The following is a 26,582-nucleotide window of genomic DNA, read 5'->3' as shown; positions in this document are numbered from 1 at the left end:
TGCTCTCCACCCACTGAGAGGACACAAATCTCATCAAGAGACGCATAATTTTCGATCATTTAGTCCATTTAACCGGCAGAATAAGTTGGTTCAATTGGTCGGTTCAATTGGTCGGTTCAATCTGTGGGTTCAATCGTTCGATTCAACCAATTGGTTCAACTACTCAGTTGAATCGATTGGTTATTTAATGCAGGCCATTCAACAGCAGGGTATGCTGTCTTACAGCACGTACAGTGAGGCTGGGGGCGTCGGGAAGACGACAAGCTGCTGCGAATCTCGCTGTCGCGCACGCTCGCGCAGGTCTGAAACCGCTCGTGGTTCCGCTCGACCCACAGGAGGGCAACCTCTCCCGGCTGTTCGGCGTCGACAACAATCGCTCAGGCGACGTTGATCATCTCTCTCGGCATATGATCCGACGGCCGAAAGGTGACTTCGAGGACCTCATTGTTGAGGCCGAGCATGGCGTGCATATCATTCCAGAGCACAACCAACTGGCCGATCTCGGGGACTGGCTTCGCCGGGAACAGGAGCAAGCCTCGGCTGTCGGTGATGCATTCAATATCCATGCCGCTCTGTTATCCGTCCTCGCAGACGCGAACGTCCGGGAAACGTACGACGTGTTAATTTGCGATCCGCCAGCTACCGAAGGCCCGCATCTACACAACGCCATCAACGCGACACGTTCACTCGTTATCCCGGTCGAACCGAGCGCAAAAGGTCAGGCCGCCGTCGAAGGACTCGAACAACTCGTCGCTGGATTGGAGGATACCCTCGAAATCGATATTGGCGTCCTCGCAGCGGTCCCAGTTGGTGTAAAGGGAACGAATGACCAACAGCGCATTCTCAATGAAATCCCGTATTCGATTCCGGAGACCTTTGGCGACCGCACCTCGCTAATGGAGGGGGCGTGGGCACAGCAGTGCTCGGCGTTTACGTATGTTCGCGAGCATCGCGACCGACGCCGGGACTACGAACTCGAAACTCTCGCACAGTACGATCGTCTCGCGCGGTATCTTGAAGCACAGGCCGGTATTGAGGCACCCAACCCGCCGGAACCCGGAGCTCTTGATGAGGTGACTGTCTAATGGGAGGAATGAAAGAGGGTCCTGGTAGCGATCCATTCGCCGACGACAGTGGCGATGAAGAGACTGAGGAGCGAATAAGCGAAGCATCCACGTCGAAGGAGCCGACCGACACAACAACCGACTCTATGAGCACCAGCGAAATTCCGTACGTCGTCCGGCGCCAAACTGTGAAAGAAGACCGAAATAACGAACACGTCGCGTTCCTCCGTGACGAGTATGCCGACCTTGAAGCCGAAGTCCTCGACGCCGTCGCGGACGAGTTAGATATGCGCTCGAAGGACGTTTCGGTTACCGACCTTCGAGAAGCCCTCGTCGAACTCGGTAGCCGCCACGAATCTGAACTCGCGGACATCCTTGAAGACTGGGGCTACGAACATCTGAAGTAACTAAGTCGCTGTTTCCTTCTGTGTCTTACCCTCCTAGAGCAATTTTTCACCGGCAGACATCCAGAAGCGATGGTTATGAGGAGTTGAGACTAGTGCTCTCAATGCATGGAACGGATGCAGTGGGGAATTGCTACTGTCTCCAGTACTGTGATCGGTAGACAGTGTGAGTGTGTCTCACTGTGAGCGGATGCGGTCGGTACGCTCTGTGGGTGTCCGACTCTCCCCGAAGACCTGTTCGATCACCCACTGCTCCGCATGGCGGAGACGGTATCGAAGCGTCGACTTTGGGATGCCGAGTTCGTCTGCGACCGCGCCGAGTGATACCCCCGCGGCGTTTCGTAGTATCCAAGCTCAACAGCCGTCTCAATCGCGTGGCGCTGGTCAGGGGAGAGAGCAGTCTGCGAGACATCAACCGTCGACCACAATGAAGGGGCTCCAGCTTGTTTCAACGACAGGCTGACGCCACTCGGCAGTCCATCTTGAAGACGGTCGAAAATCTCCCCACCAGAAGCATCACCGGGGAGAAGGACGCGCCACTCGTACACGTTTCTCCGCCGTCGTGCGTCGAACAGTGGTCCTTCGCCAATCGTTCGGGTGACGAGGTGCGGGACGGAGTGACAGTACCGCCCGCCAGAGGTGTACGCGTACACAAGGAGACTCTCGGTACCGTCCTCGATCACCTCGTACTCGGTCTCGTAGCTACAGTTTGGATGCTCCCGAGACACTCGTTGCATATCGTGGTGTCTGTCACGACCGCTTCCAATCGATTCAACGTCTCGCTTGAACCCACAAAGCGGTCGACGCGCCACAATCCCGTGTTGGATACTGAGACGCGTAGCGCACGACCGATGAGATCCGGATTGTCGATGAAAATATCCATCACTGGATCGGCTCCACGGTCGTACTCAGCGGACAAGACGTACTCGCGCATATGCAATCTCATAGTCGAACAATCAAACAGCTTTCGCACGCCTACAGATGAAACTGCGGGTGTCGTTGCGTATACGCAATTATAACGTTAACTACCAACCGAACAACCTCTCTGATATGCACGACGCTACCACCAACAATAGGACGATCGACCGCTGTGGAACGCTGAAACCCATAGTGAGCGAACTCTCGAGAAACCGAATTTCGGGAGGGCCAGGCAGATGAATCCGCTTCAAGCCGTTGCACTCGGAGAGTCGAATGCCGACCTCGTCATCTCAGGTGGAGACGTACTGATTCCTGAGACGGGCGAGTTGTCTGCACGTGACGTCGCCATCAAAAACGAGCGAGTCGCAGCGCTTCCCACCGATGCGACGCCGATCATCGGGGAAAACACGACGGTTCTCGACGCCACAGGGCAGGTCGTCACGCCAGGATTCATCAACGCCCACGTACACGTTGATTCCTTCCAGCCGTTCGAACAGACGTACCACTATGCACTCGCGGGGGGGACCACGGCCGTCGTTACCGAAACTAGTGAGTTCGGGAGTAGCTTTGGCGCGGCTGGTGTCCGCCACCTCCTCGACGCGACGGCCGAGCTACCCGTTGCGGTCTTCGCGACCGTGCCGCCACAGCAGTTGTTCGATCTCTTCGACCCCCAACGAGCTGACGAGACAGCCACGGACGAACTCGTCGACCTGCTCACAGTCGAGCGAGTCGTCGGCGTCGGAGAAACCGCTTGGGTTCAGATAGTCGGACGTGACTCGCCGTCCGAGGCGTTATACGAACGCGCTCAACAGGAGAACAAACGGATTGGAGGGCACGGGACAGGGTGTTCGGGTGACGAACTGACGGCGTTCGCATCGGTCGTCACGAACGACCACGAGGCCATTTCGACCGAACAGCTGATCGAACGGCTGGAAAACGGGATACACGCCGTTGGGCGATACGGATCGTTCCGGGATGACATCGGGATACTGGCAGACGCCTATCAACAAATCGGCTCGCATGAACTGTCGCTCTCAACTGACTGGATCTGGCCTGAGGATATCGTCGATGATGGCTACATGGACGCAGTGATTCGCCGCGCTATCGAGGAGGGCGTCGACCCAGCAGACGCAATCCGAATGGCGACGCTCAATCCTGCTCGTCACTTTGGTCTCGACGGACGCGGCTCGCTCACTCCTGGCCATATCGCCGATATCGTCCTTCTCGATGACCTCGAAACAGTCGAGGTCGATACCGTGGTCAGCGGTGGTGATGTCGTTGTTCGTGACGGAGAACCACGCGTCGAGCCCCGACCACATGAGTATCCAGAATCGTTCTGTAACTCGGTGAACGTCGAACTGAACGACGTACTTCACGTTCCCGAAACCGCAGCGACGGAAGGTACCGTGAGAGCGATCAAACACGAGCACGGACCGATATCGAGCGAAACAACAGTTGAACCACGAGTCGAGAACGGAAAGCTCGTTGCTGCACCCGAACGAGACGTACTCAAGATTTCGCTCCTAGACAGGCAGCCAGAACACGATGAAACAGGGTTTACTGGGTTCATCACCGGGCTGGGCCTTGAGGAAGGTGCCGTTGCAACCACTCACACATGGCAAACACCGGGACTGGTCGCTGTCGGCGCAAGCGACGACGCGATGCAAACTGCGGTCAACCAAGTTGCCGAAATGAACGGTGGTTGGGCGGTCGTCGGTCAGGACTCGGTTCGAGCGACGTTCCCGACTCCGATTGGGGCACGGTGTGCAGATCGAGAGGTGACCGAAACTGCGGAGGCGTTCGGCGAGATCGAAGCCGCCGTCAATGAACTCGGGGCGGCAGGCGGTAATCCGATGCTCGCACTCCAGTCACTATCGTTTACTGGGGTGCCGTCCCTTCGGATGTCCGTCTCGGGATACGCGAACGTTCTGACTCGTGAGACAGTCGGGCTCACAATATAGTACGTCTGTGTCTCGTAGTGGTTTCGACGCCTGTATCTCGCCGAACGGTCTTTCGACGGCTCGCCCAACGTTCTTTTGTCGAGTGGCCGGTGTATGATTCGACATCGCTGTACGATCGAACCTCGCTTGCCGGATTAGAATCTGATGTCCGGACGGTCTCGGAGATGTGGTTCGGCTCCGAGAGCCATAACTCGGTCGTGGAGTTCGTCTGGTCACTCCCGCTTGCCTACTTCCGGTTCGACGCTCACGACTGCTATGGAGGGGCGACACGCTTTCAGATGGACACTCTCTTTCGGGTGTTCGTCCTGAAGGAACTCCACGGGTGGGACCACGAAACACCCTTGGTCGAGTATCTCGATTCCCACTCCAACCTCTGCGAGGAACTTGGATTGGACACGGTGCCAGACCAGTCAACGCTGTGGCGCAGCTGGAACAAACGCTTCACAGCTGACCTTCGCGAGACGGTCGAGGCCGCTGCTCGAACGGTCCTGATTAAAGCCCAGAACGAGGGCGTCGACGTTCCCCGTGAACCGGAGCGAAAGCTTCGACACCGCCTCGACGATTCTGACGAACCGAAACCCGACGATCTGACTGTCCTTGAGCAGGCGGAGAAGCTCACTGACCACGTCAGTCGCGTCGTCTTTCCCGCCTTCTCCTTAGACCGTGACGAGGGCTGTGAGATACACGAGAACGCATATTGGGACCTACAAACGTATCTGGGCCTCCGAGAAAACTTAGCCGCCAACGAGGGCGCTCGCAGCTTCACCTACGAATCGACTAGAGAGCGAACACCACTGGGCCACGCTCATCGTGAACACCTTCGAGACCTCTCCATCGAACAGATTCGGGAAATGTACCGACAGGCTATCGGCCGATTATTGGGCGAGGCGGCGGAGACGGAGGAGTTCTTTCGAGCTGGTATCGTCGCCATCGACATCACCGAAGCCGAGCCGTTCACAGGCGACCGCACAGGCCATGAAGACGAGATTCTCGGGACCAAAGAGCAGAGCGATGAGTACGCCTATCAGTGGGCGACGGTGCAGTTAGTCGGCAATGCGGTCCCGATTGTCCTGGACGCTCGTCCTGTACGTAGAGGCGAGAGTCGCTTGGAGATTGTCGAAGACCTGCTCGACTCGGCTGAAGAACTCGTCAACGTCGACAATGTGCTGATGGACCGGGAGTTCGACAGCCAACACGTCCTGAGATGGTCAGCCAACGCGAGCTCACGTACGTCGTTCCGAAGCGGATGCAGACCAGCGAGAAGGCCCAGGCAAAGCGGTTACTCCAGCGCGATCAAGATCGGTACGAGACGGACCGTAAACTCCATCTCGGCAAGAATGAGTGGCACGAGACGACGCTGATCTATCGGCGAAAAGAGGACTCAGACCACGACGATCACCGTCAGTTTTCGGTGTTCATGACGAACCGAGGGAGCGGGCACCTCACGGAGTACGGCTACCGGTGGGAAATCGAGAGTGGGTACAGGTCGATTAAGCGATTCATGGCCGCGACGACATCGAAAAATTTCGGACTCCGCTTCTTCTACTTCGCGTTTGCGTGTCTCCTGTACTCGATTTGGCGAGCGGTTGATTTGCTCGTCCAGGTCGAGTTGACAGGTGAGTACGAGCATTCGCCGATCGTGACGGCTGATAACACATTGACGCTGCTGAAGAAGGAAACTGGGATCGGATAGCAGGGCCCTCACTCCTGGGTGAGCGCAGATTCCCGAGTGGCAACGCTATCGAGAATCTCAGGAAAACGACTATCTGGTTGTTAGTACGACAGGAAGAAGCGAACGAAGGGTGATCTGAAGCAACTTCTGTTCACTGATTCGGCTGAAAACACTCATCATAGGCCCGCTAAACCCGGTGTAGTCTCAACTTCCAATGGTTATCAGTAGTTGAGACCGGCACTCTCAATGCATACGGTCCGAATGCCACTAGGCAGTCAGGGTTCGTATAGTAGAACTCGAATACTTGGGGTATCGATGCGGCGATACACCAGGACGCCAGTAATCCGTTTCCCTGACCCGGATCGTATTCGGTCCGACAGCGTTCCGTAGAACCGCACACCTCGTTTCCACCCTGGTTCGTCATTCGCTCCAGAATGCCTCGATTCGTTCGTCAAGACGAGTAAGGACGGTGGCGAGCACGTCCTGCCACTCATCTGGATAGTCTTCGTCCTCGCCTGGCGTCGGCGCATCCGGGGGTGGGTGGAAGTGCTCGCGGGTGTTGTGGTCATTGGGGTGGCGGTCCCAGCGGCACTCCCACGAGTTCCCCGTCCGGTATTGCTCGGAGTAGTGGATGCTGAAGTCATCGGTTTCGAACCATCGGATACGAAGATACGCTCGCGTGACCCCGCTTGGGAAGTATCCGAGGTCGTAGTCGGTGACCACGGCGTTCGGTGCATACTCAGGGCGTGCTTGGACATCGGCGAAGCGAGCGTTTCTGGAGAGATGCGGAGTAATCCGGTCGAGAATTTCAGCATCGATCGGGCCGGTACTGGACGGCCCGTCCTGGTTGTCAGGCATCGATATGACCGGGAGAACTACCAGAAGTTGAGTGATCACGCCGCGCCGCGTCAAGGAGGGTAGCTCTGCGTTCGAGCGTTTTCCACTTGGAGAGCGCTTCCCACGCGTCTTCAGTTGCCATGTCCCGGCTGGTTTCGACGAGAGACGGCGTCGGGATGGTCTGCGTCGAACTGTTCTCTGTACTCCTCAATCTGTTCGATGGCGTCTGAAAGCGCCTCAACGATTTCTTGGTCGGAGTATTCGTCGCGGATGCGGTCGATACGTCGCCACTGGAAGTACGCGTCGTTGCGCTCGTACCTGACAGGGCGGCCGTCGTGACGGTGAACCAATCCCATCCCGTCGAACCACTCCAAGTAGTCGCGGGCAGTCTCAGTGTCGCAGTCAGCGAGATCGGCGATGTCGGAAACCTTCGTAGGGGTGCGAAGCCCGGTGACGATATCGAGGAGCCGCTCGCGGATCGGACCACTCTTGAGCAGCGAATCGGGCGAGTCTAACTCATCGATATCCGGCGGTGACTCCTCGCCAGCGTACGCATCGTCGGGAATGTCTGTGATATCCATTCGTGACGCCTCCGTACCTAATCTAACACTTGGACAGATATATATATCTACTGTATGCTGAATTATTTCTGACTCAGTATTCGACTCCCTGCCCCTATCGAGAAGAAACCCCGCATTCAGGAAACAGAGATTATTAGCGGATTTGGAGTGAAACAGCCGTTCAGTAGGTCTGCGTATCTGTCGAGGCTGAGTTTGAGCATACACAAAGCATTTGGTCATCTCTGTTTTTGAGAAACTATGACTGCTCAATCGCTCCGCGACAGGATTCTGGTCGGTGGAGGTGTGACAACTATTTCAGTCGGGGCGTACCTCCCGTGGTTGAAAATCAACCCAGACCTCTCTCCGGACGCTGAGATACCGACAATCCTCATCCCCGGAATGAACGCGGGATTTGAGGCATTCGACTTTGCCCTACTCGGTTTAGTCGGGCTTGTCCTCCTCAGTAGAGCCGGTTCGCGGAAACGGTTACAAACCGCAATTACACTTCTGACGGGTGTAGGAGTCGTGTTGTTCTGTGCGTCTTATATATCCGACGCGTCACTCGTTGGATTTGACTCCACATTCGTTCCGGCGCTCGGTTGGTATCTCACTGTTCTCGGCGGAGTCTTGTTATCTGTCGCCGGAGGACGCGACCTATCATCGATGATTCAGAGACGAGAAAGGACGGCAGCACTGAATGACTAACCTTCTGTACTGGGCGATAGGTGCGTTCCCTGTACTTACCGTAGCTTCTCACCACATCGAGAAGGGTTCTCATTAGCGGATTTAGAGTGAAACAGCCGCTCAGTAAGTCTGCGTATTGCATGGAGAGAAAGTATATCCCGCTGTAAATTAATGATCGGTGTATGGATATCTTTCCGCTTAAACAAACGGAGTTGCAAACATTACGCGCCCTTTTTGCTATATTGGTCGTCTACGGAATCGCAATAAGAGCACTGTCTGGTGGTTCGCTATGGACAATCATTAATGGTGGGATGTTTGGAGGATTATACTTTGTTCCGGTAGCACTCATTTATTTCGTATACCTGTTCGGCAAGCGACGTGGGGGTCAAACCGTTTAACATACCTACGAGAAGATCACCTCTCCCTCCGTATCTTGCGCGAGATTTCTGATTGAGTTCAGACAGGTGATTACTCGTCGAGGTAAGTGTGTGCCCTGTACTGACCGAAGTTACTCACCACAGCGAGGCGGATTCTCATTAGCGGATTTGGAGTGAAACAACTACGCAGTAGATGTGCGTGTTTCTCAATGAGATTAAGTCAGGGCCCAGAGTATCGCAGCTCCCGTTACGAAGAACAGGGCTACAATAACATATAAGAAAATCGTCGGTAACAGGGGCCAAAGAAGTATCAGAAGGATACTAAACAGGAGTACAATAATGAGGTTAAGACGGAATATCACTGGTGACTCTGGCATTAGTGTAAAATCTGTACTGGAATATAATATCGCTGTTGGTGAGAAGGACAGATCCTGTACTGACCGTAGCCCCTCACCAAATTTAGGCGGGTTGTTAGTAGCGGATTTGAAGTGAAACAGCCGTTCAGTGGGTGTGCGAACCGAACAGATATCAGTTGTATTCAAGGGAGTCTTGTTTTTGCGATTCGCAGCCCATCCGGTCCAAGTAAAATCACCAGTCTCTGACGGTCGGTAGCGAGAGTCCACGTCTCATTTCCAGTCAACGCCGAAGTCTGTGTGTGAATTCGATACTTTCCAGGCGTTGTAAAGACCGTATCGAGAACTACGCCATGCTCAGGCTGTACCGAGACTCTATAATCGCTTTGTGGGACAGCAGTAGATGAATTCAATACCGTGGCCGTGGTATTGATTCGGATCTCATTCTTATCGAAATTATAAATCGAGAGGGGAACTGACTGGAAACTTTGTGGCGATGTCGCGTTGTCCTGTATTGGACTGGCTCGCCTACCCGTCCGTTCTACACGAGTTGCTCCCGCTGTATGGATTCGGTACATCACAGTGTAGGGATTGCTATCGGAAACCGAATCGTCATCATATGTCGTAGAGCTACATCGAACAAACGCATACTGGCTACTCGATGAGCCGGCTACAGAACGGCTATTACAACTAATTTCGATTCGATCAGGTGACGTCTCATTCAGAAGTCGGTTGTGTAACCGTGTCTGTTCAAGGGTTTCAGCGTATCTAAGAGCAGACGATTCGTTTATTTCGGATGGTGGTGATGGTGCTTCACGATATTCCGGTTCATCTGATACAAGATCTGTTCCGAGTAAAACACCTGTCGCACCAACTAGCAAAAGACCAATCACAAGAAACCCATAGAACAGGCCCTTTTCCATAGAGAACTTTGTGACCCATAGTCAGTAGTATCAACCGATTGGTCAAAGAATTATTTATCTAATGCAGTACTGACGGGAGATGGGTCGTTCCGCGTTTTTCTGCGTGGTACAGTGGTCACTAAGTGGACTGTACTGACCGAAGTTACTCACCACAGCGAGGCGGATTCTCTTTAGCGGATTTGGAGTGAAACAGCCGTTCAGTGGGTGTGCTTAGTTATCAACAGATGACCGCGGCTCAGAAGGGGTTCTTTCACGTAATGCTTGGGTCTTTCCCCTGTTATAGAGCCAGAATAGGACGAGTAGCGTCAGAGGGAACAATACAATAGCGATGATGGCAAGAGGCGGAAAGAGAAGGAATAGAGCAAATGTTTTCCATGAAACGATAGTGTCACGTGGCATATCTGAGTTTCAAGTCAATGAAGTATCTGTCTTGTGGATTTCACAAAAGTGTGCTTACGTACTTCCCTATACTGGTTATATCATTACGAGCAGCCAAGCGAAGCTAATCCTGATCTCTATATCTCTCTGTAAGTCCAGATGCCAGCAGATATGTTCCCAAGCAAACAAGAATGCCGGTAATCAAGCCTCTCTCCTTCAAATATTGACTCAAGACGAAGTTTGGAAGCCACTGTAGCTGACTGGTCTGCGCGGGATGTGGTTCTGGAGCGGAATTTTTGAGTACAGTATCCCGAGTATTGTTGAGCCTCTGCTGCTCAACGCCCTCATTTTCTAAATCCGTCATTGCGTCACTGAAACTTGGTCCACCGTAGCTATTCCAGTCATTGAACAGCACCATCAGCGTTGAGCCTTCGTCAACAAGTGCGGTGTCAAGCCGTGCTAATACTACAGCACCCCATCGATAGGCAACCCGGTCACTCCGTGCGGAAGACAAGTTTCGTTCTGGGGAATAAGTCGCAAAACTGGCTAGCTGGGCATCATACTCTACGGGAGATATCAATCCCTGTTCCAGGGTGAGACGGGCTGCATAATAGGTTGCGCTCGCTTCATTGAACCAAATAAAGTCATCTCCATCGTACCTAATTTGTCGAGTGTGAACGTATTCATGAATCCAAATGTTCTTCGGGGAATCAGTTGGTGTGTCTGCACTGATAATAATCTCATTCTCATGCTTGGGAACAAAACCATCTCTCTGTCCCAGCGATTCTGGTGATGGAAATACATAGACATCCGCGTATGTCTTTCCAGAATTAATTGACCGTGCTGCCCCTGTAAGCATCTCTAAGCGGGGCTCTGGGTTAATCTCTGCAGCCGCGGGGAGAATAATCGTAATTGTCTGACAGCCCGCCTGTTTGGAGTGAGTAGTGTAATTCCCCAGATACAGCGCATGGAGCCCGATGAATCCTGATCTTGCGGGTGTCAATCCTACTCCTGGGCCACTGTGTTTCGGTGTCGGTGCAATAATCCAGTTCTCTCCACTCGTATAAGATACATTAGCGAATTGGTCGAGATCAGAGATTCCATACTGAATAGAGAACGTATCACCCTGGTTGAGTTCAGTTGAGAGTTCATTGGGCCCAGTCTGGTTGAGCCCATTTGAAGCGATGAGAGCGGAGCCGGAGCGTATTTCGATTGTGAGAGGATTCTCCCTGTTTTCTCTCACTGTATAGTTGACATGAACAACTGATTCGTTGGATTGTGAATGATGGACTGTTCCAACAACTGGTTTTGAACTGTTATCTGGAATTGGTCGTGGAAGTGGGGAAGAGTCGCAGTTCTCCGGAGGTATGTTAGTCTGAGACTGAACTCCAGAAGACAGTGGAATGTATGGTTCGACTGCAAAAGTGATTAACAAGACACCTATTATAATTTTACCAGCTTGCACATAGCTACGTGTCGACTACCTCTCAATAAAGCTCTAGAGTTTCCTTCTACTCTCCAATCAAATTCTGGATACAGTCAGATATGAACATAGTATATACGTATATAACACTGGCCGGGCGGCGACACCCATCAGCAGGTAATCTTGTATGAGGTGTTGAGGCGTAAGTTATCCTCGGAGGGGCGGTGGCGTGTTCGACGTGCTGCCAGAGCGCTTTGGGAGACGGTTCTGACCGTTGCCGTCAACGTCCCCGTGCCGAGGGCGAATCAATATGACACTTGGACGCTCGACACTGTGCTTCGGGATACTGAGGGGATTCCGCCCGAAGTGTTGCGAGAGTTAGCGCTGGTCGGGTTGACGTTGCAGCCGACGCCGTCGCAAGCTGAATATCAGCACGTGGCGGCGACAGTGTAGAACAACAGAGTCTCGCTCTTATGTAGAATTGCGGAAAGCCCCAATAACGAGACAATCAACGATTGACTCGGTAGATTCACCAGCTAGGTTGAGTGAGCGAACGATGCCGAAGGTGTGAGCGGCCTGTTCCAAGCCCTGCTTGGACAGGCCGCGAAACTTCCGCAGCCACGGCTGGACGAGCGAGAACAGGCACTCAGCTTGATTAATATGGACGCCCTCTGGCGATACATACCTCTCTTTATGCACGACCGTTCGGTGGTCACGCTCCATTTGTCGGTATGCCTGGAGTCCGTCGGTCCAGACCTCTCCCAGCGCCTGGGAGAGGTCTTCAGCCTCCTGTATCACTGGTTCAAGGTCGCCGCTGTAGTCGATCCCGAGTTGGCCGCGAATCACGCGAAGCGAGTCGCGGCACGCCGCGACGAGCGTCAGCTGATCACCGTGACGACCCCGCCAGCGTGAGCGCCCTGTCTGGGACGAACCGCCGCGAGAACGGCTGTTCCGCGGCGGCTCTTGGCCTTTGTAGCCCGAACAGACCTCACCAGACTCATCGACTTGCGTCGGTCCATCGATGGTCTGGTCGAGGAGGCTCCAAACCACGGGGAAGCCGCGCTGAACCGCGGCTTCCACCTCTCGAATCGCCGTGTAAACGGTTTTGTAGGCCCGGCCGAGGAACGGCGCGATCTGGTTGATACTGAGCAATGTGTCCGCGTATAGGGTGAACGCGAGAAGCACCTCCCCGCAGGAGAGGTGCTTCTCGTGGAATGGTGTGCCGTAGGTGAAAACCGGCTTAAAATTGCAGTCACGGCACCAGATTCGGTCGATTCCTTCCCACGTGACGATGCTCTGGTGACCGCACCGTGGACAGGATGTATTCTCCCAAAATTCCTTGAGTCGCCGCTCGATGCGGGCATCGAGCGGCTCGGTATTGACTTCGACGACGCCCAGCTCAATCAGCTGCCGAAACATCCCGCCGAACGCTGGCTGAGCAGAAGCCATACCGCCAAATTAGCGTCGGCTCAGTGTAACTATACGGTCTTTCCGCAGCTTTGCATAAGAGCGCAGAGTCTTAACCAACAAACGTAGGCAATACTGCTTGTTTGTTGGTTAGCCAACTCCCAATCTGCTTTCTGACCGTCGTTTGTTGCTCACGATCTCACCAGAAATACCGGCTCAGTGTATATGCGTAGTTAGCGGTGCAAAAGACTATCACAAGATAGTTTTATCTCTATGTATGGTAGCACTTAGCTATCTGCTCGTCTGGATACTCGTCGCTTTTGGAATTCTTGTTGCAGGCTCATTCGTTGGCACGGTACTCGCTCTACAGTACTACCACAGCGGCGGAACTCTCTCATTCTCTCTTGATGAATTCATCAAACGGTTCAATAACGATAGGCGATAGCTGGATACCCTGTACTGACCGTAGCTACCCACCACATCGAGGGGGATTCTCTCTGTCCGATTCGGAATGAAATGACTACTAAGTAGGGTTGCAGATTGATTGGCATGTCAAACAGACAAAAGATGGGCCGCTAGTCACTCTTGGATACTGAATTCAATCTCAGTCTCGTTTATCGAGACGATGATGTTCGATCCCATCCGGAGATCGTATTCTTCGATATTGAATGGATACTCCTGTTCACGTCCATCACCGAGGGAAATTGTGAGCGTATAGTCGCCAGTGTCTGTGATACCTGGATACACATTTTTCCTGTTACTGGGATTGACCGCTGTTTCGCCTTCAAACACGCTTGAGTCGCCTGTTACGACTGATACCGCCACTGTGGCTTGTTCCGGACTCTCATTATCGAGTACGACGAAAATGTCTTCTGCAACATCCGGATCAGTCTCTGTGGAACAGCCAGCAAATGGAATCAGTAAGACCGAGAGCGACAGCAGTGATCGTCGCTTCATCACTTGCGAGTGCCCCGTCATCAGTAAATATCTTGTCTGTACTTGCCAAGTGATCGGGTCAGTACAGATAATACAAAGATTGTAATTCCCGAAAGCATATTATCGATAAGAGAACACGAAAACGCAAATGAAGTTCTCCCGCAGGGAAGCCCTCCAAACCGGAGTCGGTATCGGAGTCGCCTCGTTAGCCGGCTGTTCAAGTATTAACAGTTTCTCGGAAGATCTCACCGTGGAACTTCTCAATTACGACGACAACCCCCATACGCTATCTCTCCAGATTTTGAAAGCAGATGCTGAGCAGTATACTGAGGGGATTGTCCACAGCAAGGTTTACGATCTCCCTGCACGTGGGGATGATCCATCTGTGGAACTGTTGGAAGACGTTGTGGTGAGTGATAAATATCTGATTCGAGCTCATCTTCTTGAGTCGGAGTATGAGGTTTTCAATCATTACCACTACTATCCTGACTGTAGCGGAAGTTCTACCCGAGAACTGGTCGGAATCAAGATAGAGAAAACGCTGTCAAAGGTCTCTTTATCGACTTTGACCAGAGTAGGTGTGGGTGATGGAAGTTTTGGCTCTGTAGTTTCGCTAGGCGGCGCTACAATTGTCGAGAAATCGCTCCAGAACGGTTGGTGAATGGATATATACCCCGAATCGACCGCTGTCTCTTAGTTTTCTCGAAATCCGGGTGGAAGAACTGCCGGACAAGGCTAAAGCTCACGTGAAATCGGTGGGAATATACTAGCCAAAATAGCCCAAATCGACTGCTGTCTAGCGAAACTACAGAGCCTAATTTTTTGGCTCACCTAAATCGAAGCTATTATATTTATTTAGGCTGCCCTAAATAATATGTCAGGCAATAGTAGAAGTCAAGGTGAACCGACACGGCGTGATTACGTGAAGTACGGTGGGGCAGTTCTGGGTGGTGGACTGGTCGCAGGTTGTGTTAGTGGTGGCGATAACACTGCTCAGGAAGAGACCTCAGAGAAAACTGATACACCGGAATCGTATTCCGTTTCGATGGAACCTGCTGGCGATGTAGCGTTCGATAGTCTACCCGAGACGTGGATGTCGTACTTTAGCACCTACGGCGACATGGCAATCGCTCTCGGACAGCTTGACGGGATGGAAGCCGCCATCTTCACGGACAACTGGCCCCTCCAGTTCTACGACGCCCTCCCGGACATCGACATCACCCTGGATGGTGTGCAACAGATTTGGTCCGATGGAATTTCGCTGGAGGCGTTCTACGAAATCGATGCCGACGTCCATCTGATGGACCCAAACTTCCTCCAGCGACTCGACGATAGTTGGGGCTCCGACCGAGTTGCAGAGATTGAGACAAACATCGGGCCTGTCATCGGCAACTGGATTCGCCGGCGGAACTTCGACTGGCACGACTACGAGTACTACTCCTTGTACGAGGCGTTCGAAAAGATTGCACAGGTCTTCCAAGAACAGGAGCGCTACGAAGCTCTCAAGGCGGTCCACGACGAGTTCATCAGCGAAATCCAATCCCAGCTTCCCCCGCAAGAGGAACGTCCCGAAATCGGTCTCATGTCGGTCAACGACGACTTCGAGGCGGGAGTGTTCTCGCTGTACCAGATAAACGCGGGCAACGGCAAAAAGCAGTACCAGGACCTAGGTATTAACGACGCGTTCGCGGATCTGGATTCATCGAACACGAACAATGCTGATTACGAACTCCTCCTTGACATCGATCCAGACATCCTCGTCTTCCACTTCGCCGCCTCCCACGTGACGGAAGAAACGGTCGAAGAAAAACGAGAGGTCCTTCGCAACAGTGACTTAGGGAGCCAGCTGACGGCTGTTCAGAACGACCGGATGTATCCCGGTGGGACGGCCTATCAGGGACCGGTTATCAACCTCTTCCAGACGGAGATGGCCGCCAAACAGTTCTATCCTGAGGTCTTCGGTGAGTGGGATGGTTACGAAACTCTGAGCGAGGAGAGTAACTGGCTGTTCGACCATCGACGAGTCGCAGACATCATCAACGGAGATTTCTGACAATGACCGATAACTCCACTCAACACGAGGTCCCAACTCACAGACACGACCTCAAGTAAGCTACTGGATTCCTGTCGGCGCATACTCATCCTCTCAGCGAAAAGGACCCGTTCAGTGAGTGTTCAATCTGGATGCAGATAGAGAAATATGAGTTAGGTATTTCATCAGCACAGAGTTAGTGTGAATTGATGCACCCCTCCAAAACGGTCGCAATTTGTCTCTTCGCCGTTGCGATTTCAGAGTTAGCTGGCCTATTTGTTGGTACGGAGCTACAGATTAACGTTGCCACGACTGTACAGGCTTTTGCTGCAATAATTATACTCATTGCCAGTTTATTTGGATTCTTCCGTCACAAAACTAATCCCATTGTGAATGAGTACGATTGGAAGAGCTATCTCATAATTGCTGGTTCAGCGATGTGGACCATTGGATCACTCATACAATTGTACTGACCGGACGACGACTTGTCTAAGAAGTCGTTATTCTGAATGTGGCTTCATTTCAGTATAGAGTTATCGAATAAACTGCGCAGTAGGTCTGTTTATTGAGCGTCAATCACTGGGAGACGATTGCAGAGTCGATGATGCTTCGTTATCGGTATTGCCTGAGGACTCGTGTACAAGTGCCACGCCAGCATTAACGCCGCCGAGCCAGAGACAACCCAGGAAAACCACTATCGACAGATCATCGGAGAGGAGAGGACTGTTTGGCGTAAGAAGCATCAGCGTGGGTGCCAACACACCGACGAGAGTGTACCAGAATTTCGAGTGGGGACCAGACCATCTGGTTCGATACTGGGGATACGCAAGATAACCGTACCCTGCAATTGACGATGTAACTGCAATACTACCCCCAATCCACAGATCTCCGCGCCGTATACCAAAGACATAGCCAAGTATGGCACCGATTCCGATACCGACCAAAGCCGAGGACCAAGACTTCATGACAGACACAACAATTGGATGTGAGATAAATTATTCCTCTGTACTGAGCAGTAAACGAATTCTTGAGCCTGCCGTGGCCAGCATTTCGTAGTGGTTGCGAGTTGTGATTCACAACGCACTGTCTTTCGACGAATCGCACAGCAGTCATACGCTGAGTGGCCAGCATATGGTTCGACGCCACTCTATGACCGGAGTTCTCTCGCCGGCCTAGAAGAAGACATCTGGACCGTTGCGTCCACATGGTTCGACCACCAGGCACACCATTCCGTCGACGAGTTCGTGTCGCATTATCCAGTAGCGTACGTCGAGTTTGGACCACACGACCGGTATTCGGGAGCCACCCAGTACGAGATGGCCCTACTGTTCCGATTGTTCCTACTCAAAGAACTTCGCGGTTGGACCCACGAGACGGCACTCCTCACGTACCTCACCCACCATCCTGAGCTCCGTGAGCAACTAGAATTAGAGACGATCCCAGACCAGTCAACACTGTGGCGAAGCTGGCACGAACGATTCACTACAGAGCTTCGTGAGACAGTTGAGGCAACTGCGCGGACAATTCTGATCAAAGCCCAGAACGCGGGCGTTGCTGTTCCGCGTGAACCAGAACGACGCCTTCCATTTCAGCGTGACCAGGAAGAATCAGACACTAGTGACCAAGCTGTCCTTGACGAAGCAGCATCGGTTACAGACCACGTCAGCCGTGTCGTCTTCCCAGCCTTCTCACTGAATAGGGACGACGGCTGTGAGATCCATGAGAACGCCTACTGGGACTTACAAACGCATCTCGGGCTTCGTGATGGGCTGGCTGCTAACGAAGGAGCCCGCAGTTTCGTCTATGAATCGAACCGGGATCGGACGCCATTGGGCCACGCCCATCGCGATCAGATTCGTGACCTCTCTGTTGAGCAGATTCGGGAGATGTACCGGCAGGCTGTGACTCGACTGTTGGAGGAAGCAGCGGAGACGGAGGAGTTTTTCCGAGCAGGGATCATCGCTATCGATATTACTGAAGCGGACCCGTTCACAGGCGACAGGACCGGGCACGAAGACGAAATTATCGGGACAAAGGAGAAGACCGATGAGTACGCCTATCAGTGGGCGACGGTCCAGTTGGTCGGCAACGCCGTCCCAATTGTGTTAGACGCACGGCCGGTTCGGAAAGGCGAGACTCGCAAGGAGATTGTCGAGGATCTACTCGACTCTGCCGAGGACCTCGTTCACGTCGATAACGTGCTGATGGACCGCGAGTTTGACAGTCAGCACGTTCTGGAGATGCTCAGCCAGCGCGGGCTGTCGTACGTCGTGCCGAAGCGGATGCAAACCAGCGAGAAAGCACAGGCCAAACGGTTGCTCCAGCGGGGTCAAGACCGATACGAGACTGATAGGAAACTACATCTCGGTAAGAATGAGTGGCACGAAACGACACTGATCTACCGACAGAAGGAGGACTCTGAACACGATGATCACAGGCAGTACTCGGTGTTCATGTCGAACCGCGGCAGTGGCTTCCTCACCGAGTATGGCTACCGGTGGGAAATCGAGAGTGGCTACAAATCGATCAAACGTTTCATGGCTGCCACGACATCGAAGAATTTCGGGTTGCGGTTCTTCTACTTCGCATTCGCGTGTCTGCTGTACTCGATTTGGCGTGCGGTCGATTTACTCGTGCAGGTCGAATTGACCGGTGAGTACGAGCACTCTCCGATGGTGACGGCAGATAATACGTTGACGCTGCTGAAAAAGGAGACAGGAATCGGATAGTGAGGTTCTCAATCCGTGATAGCGCGGCGTTTGAGTGGCAACGCTGTCGGAAGTCGTCGAAATTCGCGAACATGAGTAGCAGTGCAACAAGATCGGGCGTTTGGAGAGCAATTTAAGTCAATACCCGTTCACTGAACCGGCTGAATCCACGCATTATAGCCCTGCTAAACCCGGTGCAGTCTCAACTTCCCAAGTACGCCTTCCCTTCGAGAATGTTTTTCTGAAATTGCTGTTCGCTGTACCACTCATTGAATACCTGGTTCGTGATTCGGTCACGCAGGATGCTCCAGTCGTCGGATTTAGAATTCGATGGTGGAACCTCCGGCCCAGGAAACTTATCTCTCGGTGGGTCGCTCATCACAAGCGGTGTGAGAATACACAGGATAATAGGGAGCTGCGTGTTGTTTCCGAATCATTCATCGCATCCGTCGTCAGCGAGTGAAATCATGCTCGCGTCCGGTAAATTCGGGCCTTTGTGTTTCCTTCTGCGGTGATGAGGTTGTAGTGTTCCAGCTTGGACAGGTAGTTCCGAACCATCCGTTTGGTCTTCGGGTCGTCTGCCCGGCAACAATACGCGTTGTAGAGTTGCTGTGGGGTGATTTCGGCATTTTCGGTGATGATGTTGTACAAGAGCTTCTGGTCAGGAGTGAGGCGATCTACGGTTCGCTGTCTGATTTCCGATTTCGCTTCCGGAGTCTCTTCCTGAATGATGTCGGCCGTAATCTCGTCAACAGGTGCATCCTTTGCTTTCCGCGTAGCGCGGCGAAGAATACCAATTGCAATACGTGCATCTCCGCCTGAATTTGCCGCGATTAACTCCACACACGAAGTGTCGATGACACCGTCAGTAATCCCCCATCGGATACGATCACCGAGAATCGAAACGAGCTCTGACTCGTGGTATGAGCGGAAGTGGATACGTTCACAGTCGGTGAGGCGGCTATTCAGCCGGTCATCTATCGGTCCAAAGAGTCCGTTCTCATCGTTGGAGATAAGAATCATCGTGAGGTGGGGGATTCGGTATAGATCGTACAGCAGTGACTTGTCTTCTAACTGGTCTACTTCGTCCAGAATGACGACATACGGTGTTTCGTCGCTTTCCTTGAGACGTTCAAGCAGCACATCTTTCGGAGTGGACTGGCGGTGTACATCAACGGTGGAACCGATGCCATCCAGTAGTCTGTACAGGGTTTTGTATCGGCTGTGATCCTCCCAGCAGTTCACGTACTGGTAGTTGAGGTCAACAACTACCTCACGGAGTTGTTCGACCAGAAACTGTGCGATACAGGTTTTCCCCGCACCAGATGGGCCGTGGAGAAGTGCCGGATCAGTTCGTTGCTCTTCCGTGATGGGGTTGAGGACACTGGACAGGTAGTTGACTTCGGCATCCCGGTGTTGTACCTCCTTGGGAATGAATTCTGGTTGTAGGACGCGTGCGTCGGTGATCATTGATTCGGCGTCGACACAGACTGCCGGGGTAATAAATGGAAGTGTGTAACTTCCGAATCTTCCGAAACCCGCCATGGCACTGGTGGAATAAACTCGGTCCTGCCGGCCTACCAGCATCTTCTGAGAATGAGTACCTGTGGCAACCTTCCAGACAATTATAATAAGTGTACGTGTTTACCCCGATGACTCAACGGCCGGCACAGCCTGATCTCGTGAGATCATCTCGTTGTTTCGGGAGACTCGCTTGAGTTCGTCATAGGGATTGCGTCCCTGCTGGCGCCACGTCGCCAGCAGGGACAGCACCGTCTCATGAACGAACATCCCGCGGTCATTGCGGAGTGTTCCGATAAGTTTCCGGAGAACCACCGGTTCACGGAGCGCGTTTTCGGCGGCATTGTTCGTCGGAGAGACCGCTGGCTCACCGACGAAGGTGAGCCAGTGGTCGAGGCCCCCTTCGATTTTTCTGATAAGTGTTGCCACTGGTCCGTCGGGAACCGACCGCTCAATCAGCGACTCAAGCTCTCTTCGTGCAACACGCTGGAGTTCTGCTCGCTCACGAAGAGTCAAGTCGCTCTCCAGTCGCGTCTGGAGAGCGACGTACAACTGCTTGAGAGAGTCGTAAATCGGTTTGCCTTCTGGCTGCTTTTCAGCGGCATCTTCAGCCTCTCGCAGAATATGTGCCCAACACCGTTGGAGATTGTCGCTGAAAGCTGGATAGGCCGTCCACCCATCACAGATAACTGTTCCCGCGAAGTCCTCGCCGAGGACTTCCGCGGGAACGTCGCTTCCACGACTTTCTCTAACCGCGTAGAGCGTATGGTTCTCGGTGGTGAACGTCCAGATCCATGCTTGCTCACCATCCCGTTTGACGCCTGTTTCGTCGATGTGGACAACGTCAGCCTGCTGGATCTGACGGCGGATCTGCTCGTATTCACAGCGACCGGCGCGCGCAGCGCGCTCGGTCGCGTGCCACGCGGCCGCGCCTGACAACTCCAGTTCATGCAGCTGCTCGAAACGGTCTGCAATCTTCCGATAGGGGAGGCGGTAGTCGTACCTCGACAGTGCTGATTGGGCGATAACGTTCACCCCGAACTGCCCCTCATCGGGGCAGTCGGGGTGTGTAGCGACTGTCTCAGTCCCACAGGAGTCGCACTGGTAGCAGTGGCGGTTGTACTGCGTGACTTCTGGTGGCTGCGGGTCCGGTATCTCCTCGACGAGTCGGGGGCTGACGCCCACCGACTCGTCGAAGTGTTGGCCACACTCTGGACAACAGTCACAGGTGACCTCAACTTCTTCGTCTGGATCAGCTGTAGAGCGCCACTCTGGGTCGTGACCGTCCTTCCGTCCAGGAGTGCCGCCATCAGTTCTGACATCGTCGCCTTCGTCATCTTGCGAGGTCGGGGACTCGTCAGTCCCCGACCGTCGCTTACTAGGCGGTGTATGTGGATTCTCGTATTTGCGAAGCCGTGTTTCGAGTTCTTCGATTCGCTCTTGCTGCTCTTCGATCCGTTCGTCCTTTTGCTCAAGCTTCTCCTCCAGCTCGTCAATTCGCTCTTCCATCTGGAGAAACCGTGAGAGAAGTTCGTCTTTACTGAGGTCATCCCAATCCACTATGACCACCTCAGCGTTACCTCAGCAGGGTCACCGGGATGGTCTCCGAGCGGAGACCATCCCTGGAGAAATCCAATTAGCCCTTGCTGAGGGTACATATGCCCCCGATTGGTCGCCTGTTACGAGATAGTGGCGAAGTTCATCGGGGCTAAACACGTACTAATAAGTTTTCCAAGGAGTGTTGAACACCGTTGGGAGGGACGATGTTCAGCGGAGGCGGCCGAGCAGCTTGTAGTCGTGATCTGGCGTGTACCGGCGGAACAGCAGGCTGTTCGACAGCACCGACACGCTTGAGAACGCCATCGCACCCGCGGCAAGCACGGGCTGGAGCAGCCCGAGTGAGGCCAGCGGAATCATGGCCGTGTTGTACCCCAACGCCCATACGAGGTTCTGCTTGATTTTCACAAGCGTCGCGTCCGAGATGCGAATCGTCTTCACGACGTCAAGCGGATCGTCACGCATCAGCGTCACGTCGGCGGCCTCAATAGCGACATCCGTACCCGAGCCGATTGCCGTGCCGACATACGCCACCGCGAGCGCGGGCGCATCGTTCACGCCGTCACCCACCATCATCGCCTTCCGACCATCTTCCTGGATGGATTCCACGGCGTCGGACTTGTCCTTGGGAAGAACCTCCGCACGAACATTCTCGGGGTCGATACCGACCTGCTCGGCGACGGCGCGTGCCGTCCGCTCGTTGTCACCCGTAATCATCATCACATCGACGCCACGCTCCTGGAGTTGGCTCACGGCATCCTTCGCACTTTCCTTGATCGTGTCAGCGTCAGCGACCACTCCGACGAGGTCGCCCTCGTAGGCAACCAGCATTGCCGTCTTCCCTTCTTTCTCAAGGCGTTCCATAGTCTTCTGAGCGGGCGCGGGATCAATCCCGTTGTCACGGAGCAGCTTCCGATTACCGACCAGCACCTCGCTATCACCCACGGTCGCTCTGATACCGTGGCCAGGGACGTTCTCGAAGTCGTCGGGATTAGTCACGTCGATGCCGCGGGCTTCGGCTCCATTGACAATCGCACGGGCGAGCGGGTGCTCGCTCCCACTCTCGGCGGTGGCTGCGAGCCGAAGCACGTCGTCCTCGCTGAGTCGCTCACGTACAGTGAGTTGCCCGCTATCAGTAGCGGGATTCCCACCGTCCGCGACGGGCTGGCCGTCGCCGTCGAAGACGACGACGTCAGTCAGCTCCATCTCACCTTTCGTGAGCGTTCCCGTTTTATCGAAGACGACTGTGTCGACGTCCTTCGCCCGTTCAAGGACGTCACCGCCCTTGAATAGGACACCGTTCTGTGCGCCAATGGTCGTTCCGACCATAGTGGCCGCGGGCGTCGCCAACCCGAGCGCACAGGGACAGGCGATCAGCACGGACGAGGCAAACACGATGACTGCGAACTCGAAGACCGAAACGCCCCCAGCGGCGACTGCGGGGCCGCCCGCGACCAGACCCCAGAGCGGGAGCCACTCCATGAAGCCCGCGAGGACTTCGGGGAACAGGTACCAGACGACACCCCAGAAGACAGCGTTGCCGATAACTGCAGGGACGAAGTACGCGGAGATGCGGTCGGCGAGGTTCTGGATGTCGGGCTGGCGCGACTGCGCTTCCTTCACAGTTTGAACGATCTGTTGGAGCGCCGTATCCTTCCCGACCTTCGTCGCTTCGACGATGAGGACACCGTTCTCGTTGATGGTCGAACCGACCACCTCGTCGCCTTCCGACTTCTCGACGGGGACGGATTCGCCGGTCACCATCGACTCATCAACTGCCGACTGGCCGTCAACAACAACGCCGTCAGTCGGGATTTGTTCGCCGGGGCGGACCTTCATCCGGTCGCCAACCCTGACATCTTCCAGCGGAACTCCCTCCTCGTTTCCATCCTCGTCAATGATGGTGGCAGTGTCTGCCTCCATCTCCAGGAGCTTCCGGAGCGCCTCGCCGGCCTGGCCCTTCGACCGGGCTTCAAGGTAGTTGCCGAGCGTGATGAACACGAGGATGAACGCCGCCGTGTCGAAGTACAGCCCGCCAGCGATCACCCCAAGCAATACTGCCACGGAGTAGACATACGCGGTCGTTGAGCCCAGCGCGATGAGCACGTCCATGTTGGCGCGGCCGTTCTTCACGAGTGCCTTGTAGGAGTTCTTGTAGAACGGACGGCCGAGCACCAACTGGACGGGCGTCGCCAGCGCGAACGCGATCCATCCGGACGGAAGGCCGAAGAGCTCGTCGCCGACGAGCCCAAGCTCCAGCAGGTGGTTTACCATGAACACCAGCAGTGGCAGGGACAGCGCGGCACCAAAGATCGTCAACCTGAGTTGCCGACTGATCTCTTCCTGGCGGGCCGCTTCTCGGGCATCGCCGCCTGAGTCATCGTCGGTTTCAGTATCCTCTCGGACAGGCGAGTAGCCAGCGTCTTCGATGGTGTCGTAGAAGTTCCCGAGAGTCGCCTCTGCCGGGTTGTACGTGATCTGTGCCTCGTCGGTGGCAAAGTTGACGTCGGCGTCAACGACGCCTGGAGTCCGTTCGAGTGCGTCCTGTATCGTCTCCGAGCAGTTCGCACACGACATATCGGTGATCGCAATCGTGACCGAGTCGGTCACTGGAGTGTAGCCCGCGTCCTCAATCGCGTCGTATATCTCACCGAGTGAGACCGCCTCGGGGTCATACGCTACCGATCCCTCATCGGTGGCGAAGTTGATATTCGCCTCCGAGACACCGTCGAGCGAGCTGACGGCGTCGGAGATCGTTTGCGAACAGTTCGCGCAACTCATCCCCTGAATATCGATGTGGCTTTTTCGCTGACTCATCACCTATACATACGGGCTTCTTATTCAGTGGAGTTTCCCTTTCAGGAATTAGGGATGCTGGGACGACGGCCTTCGAATACAAGGATGGTATGGGTATCATCCATAAACCCGGTGTCTACAAGCGTCGAATGGCTTGCGATACAAACGTCTCTACACGGTGAAAATGTAGTCTGCATCGAAATCAGCATCTTTAGGTTGTATAGCCGACTCCCACCCTTATCCTTTGGATAAAAGGTTAGTCCTGCTATTTGCCTAGTTCTGGTAAGCAAAAACCGCGTTAAATAGTGGTACGTATAGGTAGATGTGATGCGAAGGCAATCAACCCGAGCTCGCTCGGAGCTACCGAGCGTGACGCTCGTCGGTACGCACAAGGTGAACAGTTATGAATGAGCAACCCCGCAACGACGGTGAGGCCTCCTTTAGTGGGACGAACCGCCAGCGTATGATCATCTTCCTAGGCGTGATAGCCGGAATGCTCATGGCGGCAATGGACCAGTCCATCATTTCTCCCGCACTTCCAACGATTGTCGGGGATCTCAGTGGTGTAGGGAGCTACTCCTGGCTCGTTACGGGCTATCTCATTACGGTGACCGTCACAATCGCACTCTATGGGCGGCTCTCGGACATCTACGGTCGGGGGCCTGTCTACAGTTTCGCCATCGTCACGTTCCTCATCGGGAGCGTCCTGAGCGGCTTCGCCGGGCAAATCCCGATACTCGATCAGTATCTGAGTGGCATGGCACAGATTACGATCTTCCGTGCAATCCAGGGAATCGGTGGCGGCGGGCTCCTCTCGATGGCAACCATCATTGTCGGTGACCTCTTCACCCCCCGTGAGCGCGGGAAGTACATCAGTTACGTAATGGTGCTCTTCGGCCTCGCCACGATGGGCGGTCCGATTCTCGGTGGGTACCTTACCGAACACTTCACGTGGCGCTGGATTTTCTTCATCAACATCCCCATCGGACTCATTGCCCTCGGAGTGGTCCAGACTCATCTCGACCTCCCTATTCCCAGCGAAGACCACACCATCGACTATCTTGGTGCACTCCTGTTGACTGTCGCCACAGGCACCCTATTACTCATCACGACCTGGGGTGGCTCTCGCTTTGCATGGGATTCCGGTCAGACGCTCGCCCTCGGGGAGTTCTGCTCGCCAGTACTGGCCTCTTCGTCTACCAAGAGATCCGCATTGACGAGCCAATCTTCCCGGTCTCCCTCCTTGGGGACCGGACGATTGCGGGAATTGATTTCATCGGCTTTGCTGTTGTCGGCATCGGACTGCTTGGTGGGCTGACCTACCTTCCAATCTTCCTCCAGACCGTCCTCGACGTTTCCGGGACGAACGCCGGTCTCCTCCTCGTCCCACTCATCGGCGGGTTCATCGTCCTGTCCGCTGTCACCGGGCAGTTAATGAGCCGGCTCGGCTATTACAAGCCATTCACGGTCGTGGGTGCGGCCCTTGCCGCTGGAGGCTACTACCTCCTCAGTACGATGGGTGTCAACACCAGCCTCCTCTGGGCGAGCGTGTTTATGTTCGTGACTGGGAGTGGCCTCGGGTTGACGATGCCCACACTCGAAGTGGGCGTCCAGAACGCCGTTGAGAGAGAAGATCTGGGCGTCGTGACGTCGTCGGTTATGTTCAGCCGTACGCTCGGGGAGGGGGTCGGCGTCGCAATACTCGGTGCCGTCCTCGGAAATCAACTCTCGACCCGACTCATAGGGACTACTCTCGATGAATCAACTGCACAGCACTTCATCGAAGGCGGCGAAGAGATCACCCCGTCGATGCTTAACAGTTTGTCTCCGGAGGCCGCTCAGGTCGTGACAACCGCGCTTTCGAACAGCTTCAGCGCGGTCTTCCTAGCAGCAGCAGTGATTATGGTAGTCGGGTTCGTGGTCGCGCTCACGCTCCCGAATGCCGAACTTAGTGAAGAAGTCCCTGTGAAGAACGAGACAGGAGGAGAAGCGACCCAATCCCTCGACTGATCTCACGGGAGACTTCGTGACTGCCCACTAAGCGTGTCGTAGAACAATTACCACACCTGAC

The 26,582-nt window shown here is 54.3% G+C and carries 19 protein-coding genes and 3 pseudogenes; 11 read left to right on the top strand and 11 right to left on the bottom strand.

What is annotated here, in order from left to right; translation table 11 throughout:
- Window positions 1-211: 211 nt before the first annotated feature.
- Both ACODNH_RS02350 and ACODNH_RS02345 read left to right on the top strand, forming a co-directional pair.
- Window positions 212-1,085, top strand: a pseudogene (locus ACODNH_RS02350) (ParA family protein).
- Window positions 1,086-1,093: 8 nt separating this feature from the next.
- Complete coding sequence (locus ACODNH_RS02345; protein WP_434530107.1) at window positions 1,094-1,471, top strand: hypothetical protein; 378 nt, start codon at window positions 1,094-1,096, stop codon at window positions 1,469-1,471.
- A 174-nt stretch (window positions 1,472-1,645) separates the two neighbouring features.
- Here ACODNH_RS02345 and ACODNH_RS02340 read toward each other — a convergent pair whose 3' ends face one another.
- From ACODNH_RS02340 to ACODNH_RS02330, 3 genes are read right to left on the bottom strand one after another with little or no spacing between them, the layout of a single operon-like run.
- Window positions 1,646-1,762, bottom strand: a complete 117-nt coding sequence (locus tag ACODNH_RS02340) for a hypothetical protein (protein ID WP_434530231.1) — start codon at window positions 1,760-1,762, stop codon at window positions 1,646-1,648.
- Complete coding sequence (locus tag ACODNH_RS02335; RefSeq protein ID WP_434530106.1) at window positions 1,711-2,205, bottom strand: hypothetical protein; 495 nt, start codon at window positions 2,203-2,205, stop codon at window positions 1,711-1,713. The genes ACODNH_RS02340 and ACODNH_RS02335 overlap by 52 nt, the downstream gene beginning before the upstream one ends.
- Window positions 2,148-2,402 (bottom strand): hypothetical protein, encoded by a 255-nt coding sequence (locus ACODNH_RS02330; RefSeq protein WP_434530105.1) that lies wholly within the window; start codon window positions 2,400-2,402, stop codon window positions 2,148-2,150. The genes ACODNH_RS02335 and ACODNH_RS02330 overlap by 58 nt, the downstream gene beginning before the upstream one ends.
- 220 nt (window positions 2,403-2,622) lie before the next feature.
- On the opposite strand from ACODNH_RS02330, the gene ACODNH_RS02325 reads away from it, so the two are divergent.
- Both ACODNH_RS02325 and ACODNH_RS02320 read left to right on the top strand, forming a co-directional pair.
- Entirely contained in the window at window positions 2,623-4,347 is a 1,725-nt protein-coding gene (locus ACODNH_RS02325) for an adenine deaminase C-terminal domain-containing protein (RefSeq protein ID WP_080508378.1), read from the top strand.
- Window positions 4,348-4,364: 17 nt separating this feature from the next.
- Window positions 4,365-6,040, top strand: a pseudogene (locus ACODNH_RS02320) (transposase).
- Between the two features lie 399 nt (window positions 6,041-6,439).
- Here the strand turns inward: ACODNH_RS02320 and ACODNH_RS02315 are convergent.
- Entirely contained in the window at window positions 6,440-6,877 is a 438-nt protein-coding gene (locus tag ACODNH_RS02315; RefSeq protein WP_434530104.1) for a hypothetical protein, read from the bottom strand.
- Window positions 6,870-7,437, bottom strand: a pseudogene (locus ACODNH_RS02310) (DUF7342 family protein). Before ACODNH_RS02310 ends, ACODNH_RS02315 begins: the two are co-directional and overlap by 8 nt.
- 237 nt (window positions 7,438-7,674) lie before the next feature.
- Here ACODNH_RS02310 and ACODNH_RS02305 point away from each other — a divergent pair.
- Window positions 7,675-8,121 carry a hypothetical protein gene (locus ACODNH_RS02305; protein ID WP_434530103.1) on the top strand — a complete coding sequence of 149 codons (447 nt, stop codon included), beginning with the start codon at window positions 7,675-7,677 and terminating at the stop codon, window positions 8,119-8,121.
- A gap of 2,134 nt (window positions 8,122-10,255) precedes the next feature.
- Here ACODNH_RS02305 and ACODNH_RS02300 read toward each other — a convergent pair.
- The gene (locus tag ACODNH_RS02300) at window positions 10,256-11,596 is read right to left on the bottom strand and encodes a hypothetical protein (RefSeq protein WP_434530102.1); all 1,341 of its coding nucleotides are present in this window, start codon (window positions 11,594-11,596) and stop codon (window positions 10,256-10,258) included.
- A 150-nt stretch (window positions 11,597-11,746) separates the two neighbouring features.
- Here ACODNH_RS02300 and ACODNH_RS02295 point away from each other — a divergent pair, with 150 nt between their 5' ends.
- Window positions 11,747-12,007: a hypothetical protein gene (locus ACODNH_RS02295; RefSeq protein ID WP_434530101.1), complete on the top strand. Its 261-nt coding sequence runs from the start codon at window positions 11,747-11,749 to the stop codon at window positions 12,005-12,007.
- An 18-nt stretch (window positions 12,008-12,025) separates the two neighbouring features.
- Here ACODNH_RS02295 and ACODNH_RS02290 read toward each other — a convergent pair whose 3' ends face one another.
- On the bottom strand, window positions 12,026-13,003 hold the full coding sequence (locus ACODNH_RS02290; RefSeq protein WP_434530100.1) for an IS1595 family transposase: 978 nt from the start codon (window positions 13,001-13,003) through the stop codon (window positions 12,026-12,028).
- Window positions 13,004-13,540: 537 nt separating this feature from the next.
- Entirely contained in the window at window positions 13,541-13,918 is a 378-nt protein-coding gene (locus ACODNH_RS02285) for a hypothetical protein (RefSeq protein ID WP_434530099.1), read from the bottom strand.
- Window positions 13,919-14,045: 127 nt separating this feature from the next.
- On the opposite strand from ACODNH_RS02285, the gene ACODNH_RS02280 reads away from it, so the two are divergent.
- The 3 genes from ACODNH_RS02280 (at window position 14,046) to ACODNH_RS02270 (ending at window position 18,658) form a co-directional block, all read left to right on the top strand.
- Window positions 14,046-14,558, top strand: a complete 513-nt coding sequence (locus tag ACODNH_RS02280) for a hypothetical protein (RefSeq protein WP_434530098.1) — start codon at window positions 14,046-14,048, stop codon at window positions 14,556-14,558.
- Between the two features lie 384 nt (window positions 14,559-14,942).
- Window positions 14,943-15,950, top strand: coding sequence for an ABC transporter substrate-binding protein (locus tag ACODNH_RS02275; protein WP_434530097.1), 1,008 nt, complete (start codon window positions 14,943-14,945; stop codon window positions 15,948-15,950).
- Window positions 15,951-16,984: 1,034 nt separating this feature from the next.
- The gene (locus ACODNH_RS02270; RefSeq protein WP_434530096.1) at window positions 16,985-18,658 is read left to right on the top strand and encodes a transposase; all 1,674 of its coding nucleotides are present in this window, start codon (window positions 16,985-16,987) and stop codon (window positions 18,656-18,658) included.
- A 444-nt stretch (window positions 18,659-19,102) separates the two neighbouring features.
- On the opposite strand, the gene ACODNH_RS02265 is transcribed toward ACODNH_RS02270, so the two are convergent.
- The 3 genes from ACODNH_RS02265 to ACODNH_RS02255 form a co-directional block, all read right to left on the bottom strand.
- Window positions 19,103-20,107 carry a Cdc6/Cdc18 family protein gene (locus ACODNH_RS02265; protein WP_434530095.1) on the bottom strand — a complete coding sequence of 335 codons (1,005 nt, stop codon included), beginning with the start codon at window positions 20,105-20,107 and terminating at the stop codon, window positions 19,103-19,105.
- A gap of 174 nt (window positions 20,108-20,281) precedes the next feature.
- Complete coding sequence (gene tnpC, locus ACODNH_RS02260; RefSeq protein ID WP_434530227.1) at window positions 20,282-21,667, bottom strand: IS66 family transposase; 1,386 nt, start codon at window positions 21,665-21,667, stop codon at window positions 20,282-20,284.
- Window positions 21,668-21,925: 258 nt separating this feature from the next.
- Window positions 21,926-24,532, bottom strand: coding sequence for a heavy metal translocating P-type ATPase (locus ACODNH_RS02255; protein ID WP_434530094.1), 2,607 nt, complete (start codon window positions 24,530-24,532; stop codon window positions 21,926-21,928).
- A 442-nt stretch (window positions 24,533-24,974) separates the two neighbouring features.
- Between ACODNH_RS02255 and ACODNH_RS02250 the strand changes: the two genes are divergently transcribed.
- Together ACODNH_RS02250 and ACODNH_RS02245 are read left to right on the top strand one after the other, a co-directional pair.
- Window positions 24,975-25,829: an MFS transporter gene (locus ACODNH_RS02250; protein ID WP_434530093.1), complete on the top strand. Its 855-nt coding sequence runs from the start codon at window positions 24,975-24,977 to the stop codon at window positions 25,827-25,829.
- The gene (locus ACODNH_RS02245; protein ID WP_434530230.1) at window positions 25,718-26,521 is read left to right on the top strand and encodes an MFS transporter; all 804 of its coding nucleotides are present in this window, start codon (window positions 25,718-25,720) and stop codon (window positions 26,519-26,521) included. Before ACODNH_RS02250 ends, ACODNH_RS02245 begins: the two co-directional genes overlap by 112 nt.
- The last annotated feature ends 61 nt before the right edge of the window (window positions 26,522-26,582 follow it).

The sequence above is a fragment of the Haloarcula sp. NS06 genome (assembly GCF_051122755.1).
Lineage (GTDB): Archaea > Halobacteriota > Halobacteria > Halobacteriales > Haloarculaceae > Haloarcula.
Note: the sequence above shows the minus strand (reverse complement) of the source record. Positions and strands in the feature narration are given on the sequence as shown.

Coding starts and splice junctions, on each gene's coding strand:
- ACODNH_RS02255 (WP_434530094.1), bottom strand. CDS start 24,532: ATGAGTCAGCGAAAAAGCCACATCGATATTCAGGGGATGAGTTGCGCG.
- ACODNH_RS02275 (WP_434530097.1), top strand. CDS start 14,943: ATGGAACCTGCTGGCGATGTAGCGTTCGATAGTCTACCCGAGACGTGG.
- ACODNH_RS02305 (WP_434530103.1), top strand. CDS start 7,675: ATGACTGCTCAATCGCTCCGCGACAGGATTCTGGTCGGTGGAGGTGTG.
- ACODNH_RS02265 (WP_434530095.1), bottom strand. CDS start 20,107: ATGATCACCGACGCACGCGTCCTACAACCAGAATTCATTCCCAAGGAG.
- ACODNH_RS02345 (WP_434530107.1), top strand. CDS start 1,094: ATGAAAGAGGGTCCTGGTAGCGATCCATTCGCCGACGACAGTGGCGAT.
- ACODNH_RS02250 (WP_434530093.1), top strand. CDS start 24,975: ATGATCATCTTCCTAGGCGTGATAGCCGGAATGCTCATGGCGGCAATG.
- tnpC (WP_434530227.1), bottom strand. CDS start 21,667: ATGGAAGAGCGAATTGACGAGCTGGAGGAGAAGCTTGAGCAAAAGGAC.
- ACODNH_RS02325 (WP_080508378.1), top strand. CDS start 2,623: ATGAATCCGCTTCAAGCCGTTGCACTCGGAGAGTCGAATGCCGACCTC.
- ACODNH_RS02290 (WP_434530100.1), bottom strand. CDS start 13,003: ATGGCTTCTGCTCAGCCAGCGTTCGGCGGGATGTTTCGGCAGCTGATT.
- ACODNH_RS02315 (WP_434530104.1), bottom strand. CDS start 6,877: ATGCCTGACAACCAGGACGGGCCGTCCAGTACCGGCCCGATCGATGCT.
- ACODNH_RS02335 (WP_434530106.1), bottom strand. CDS start 2,205: ATGCAACGAGTGTCTCGGGAGCATCCAAACTGTAGCTACGAGACCGAG.
- ACODNH_RS02330 (WP_434530105.1), bottom strand. CDS start 2,402: ATGCGCGAGTACGTCTTGTCCGCTGAGTACGACCGTGGAGCCGATCCA.
- ACODNH_RS02280 (WP_434530098.1), top strand. CDS start 14,046: ATGAAGTTCTCCCGCAGGGAAGCCCTCCAAACCGGAGTCGGTATCGGA.
- ACODNH_RS02285 (WP_434530099.1), bottom strand. CDS start 13,918: ATGAAGCGACGATCACTGCTGTCGCTCTCGGTCTTACTGATTCCATTT.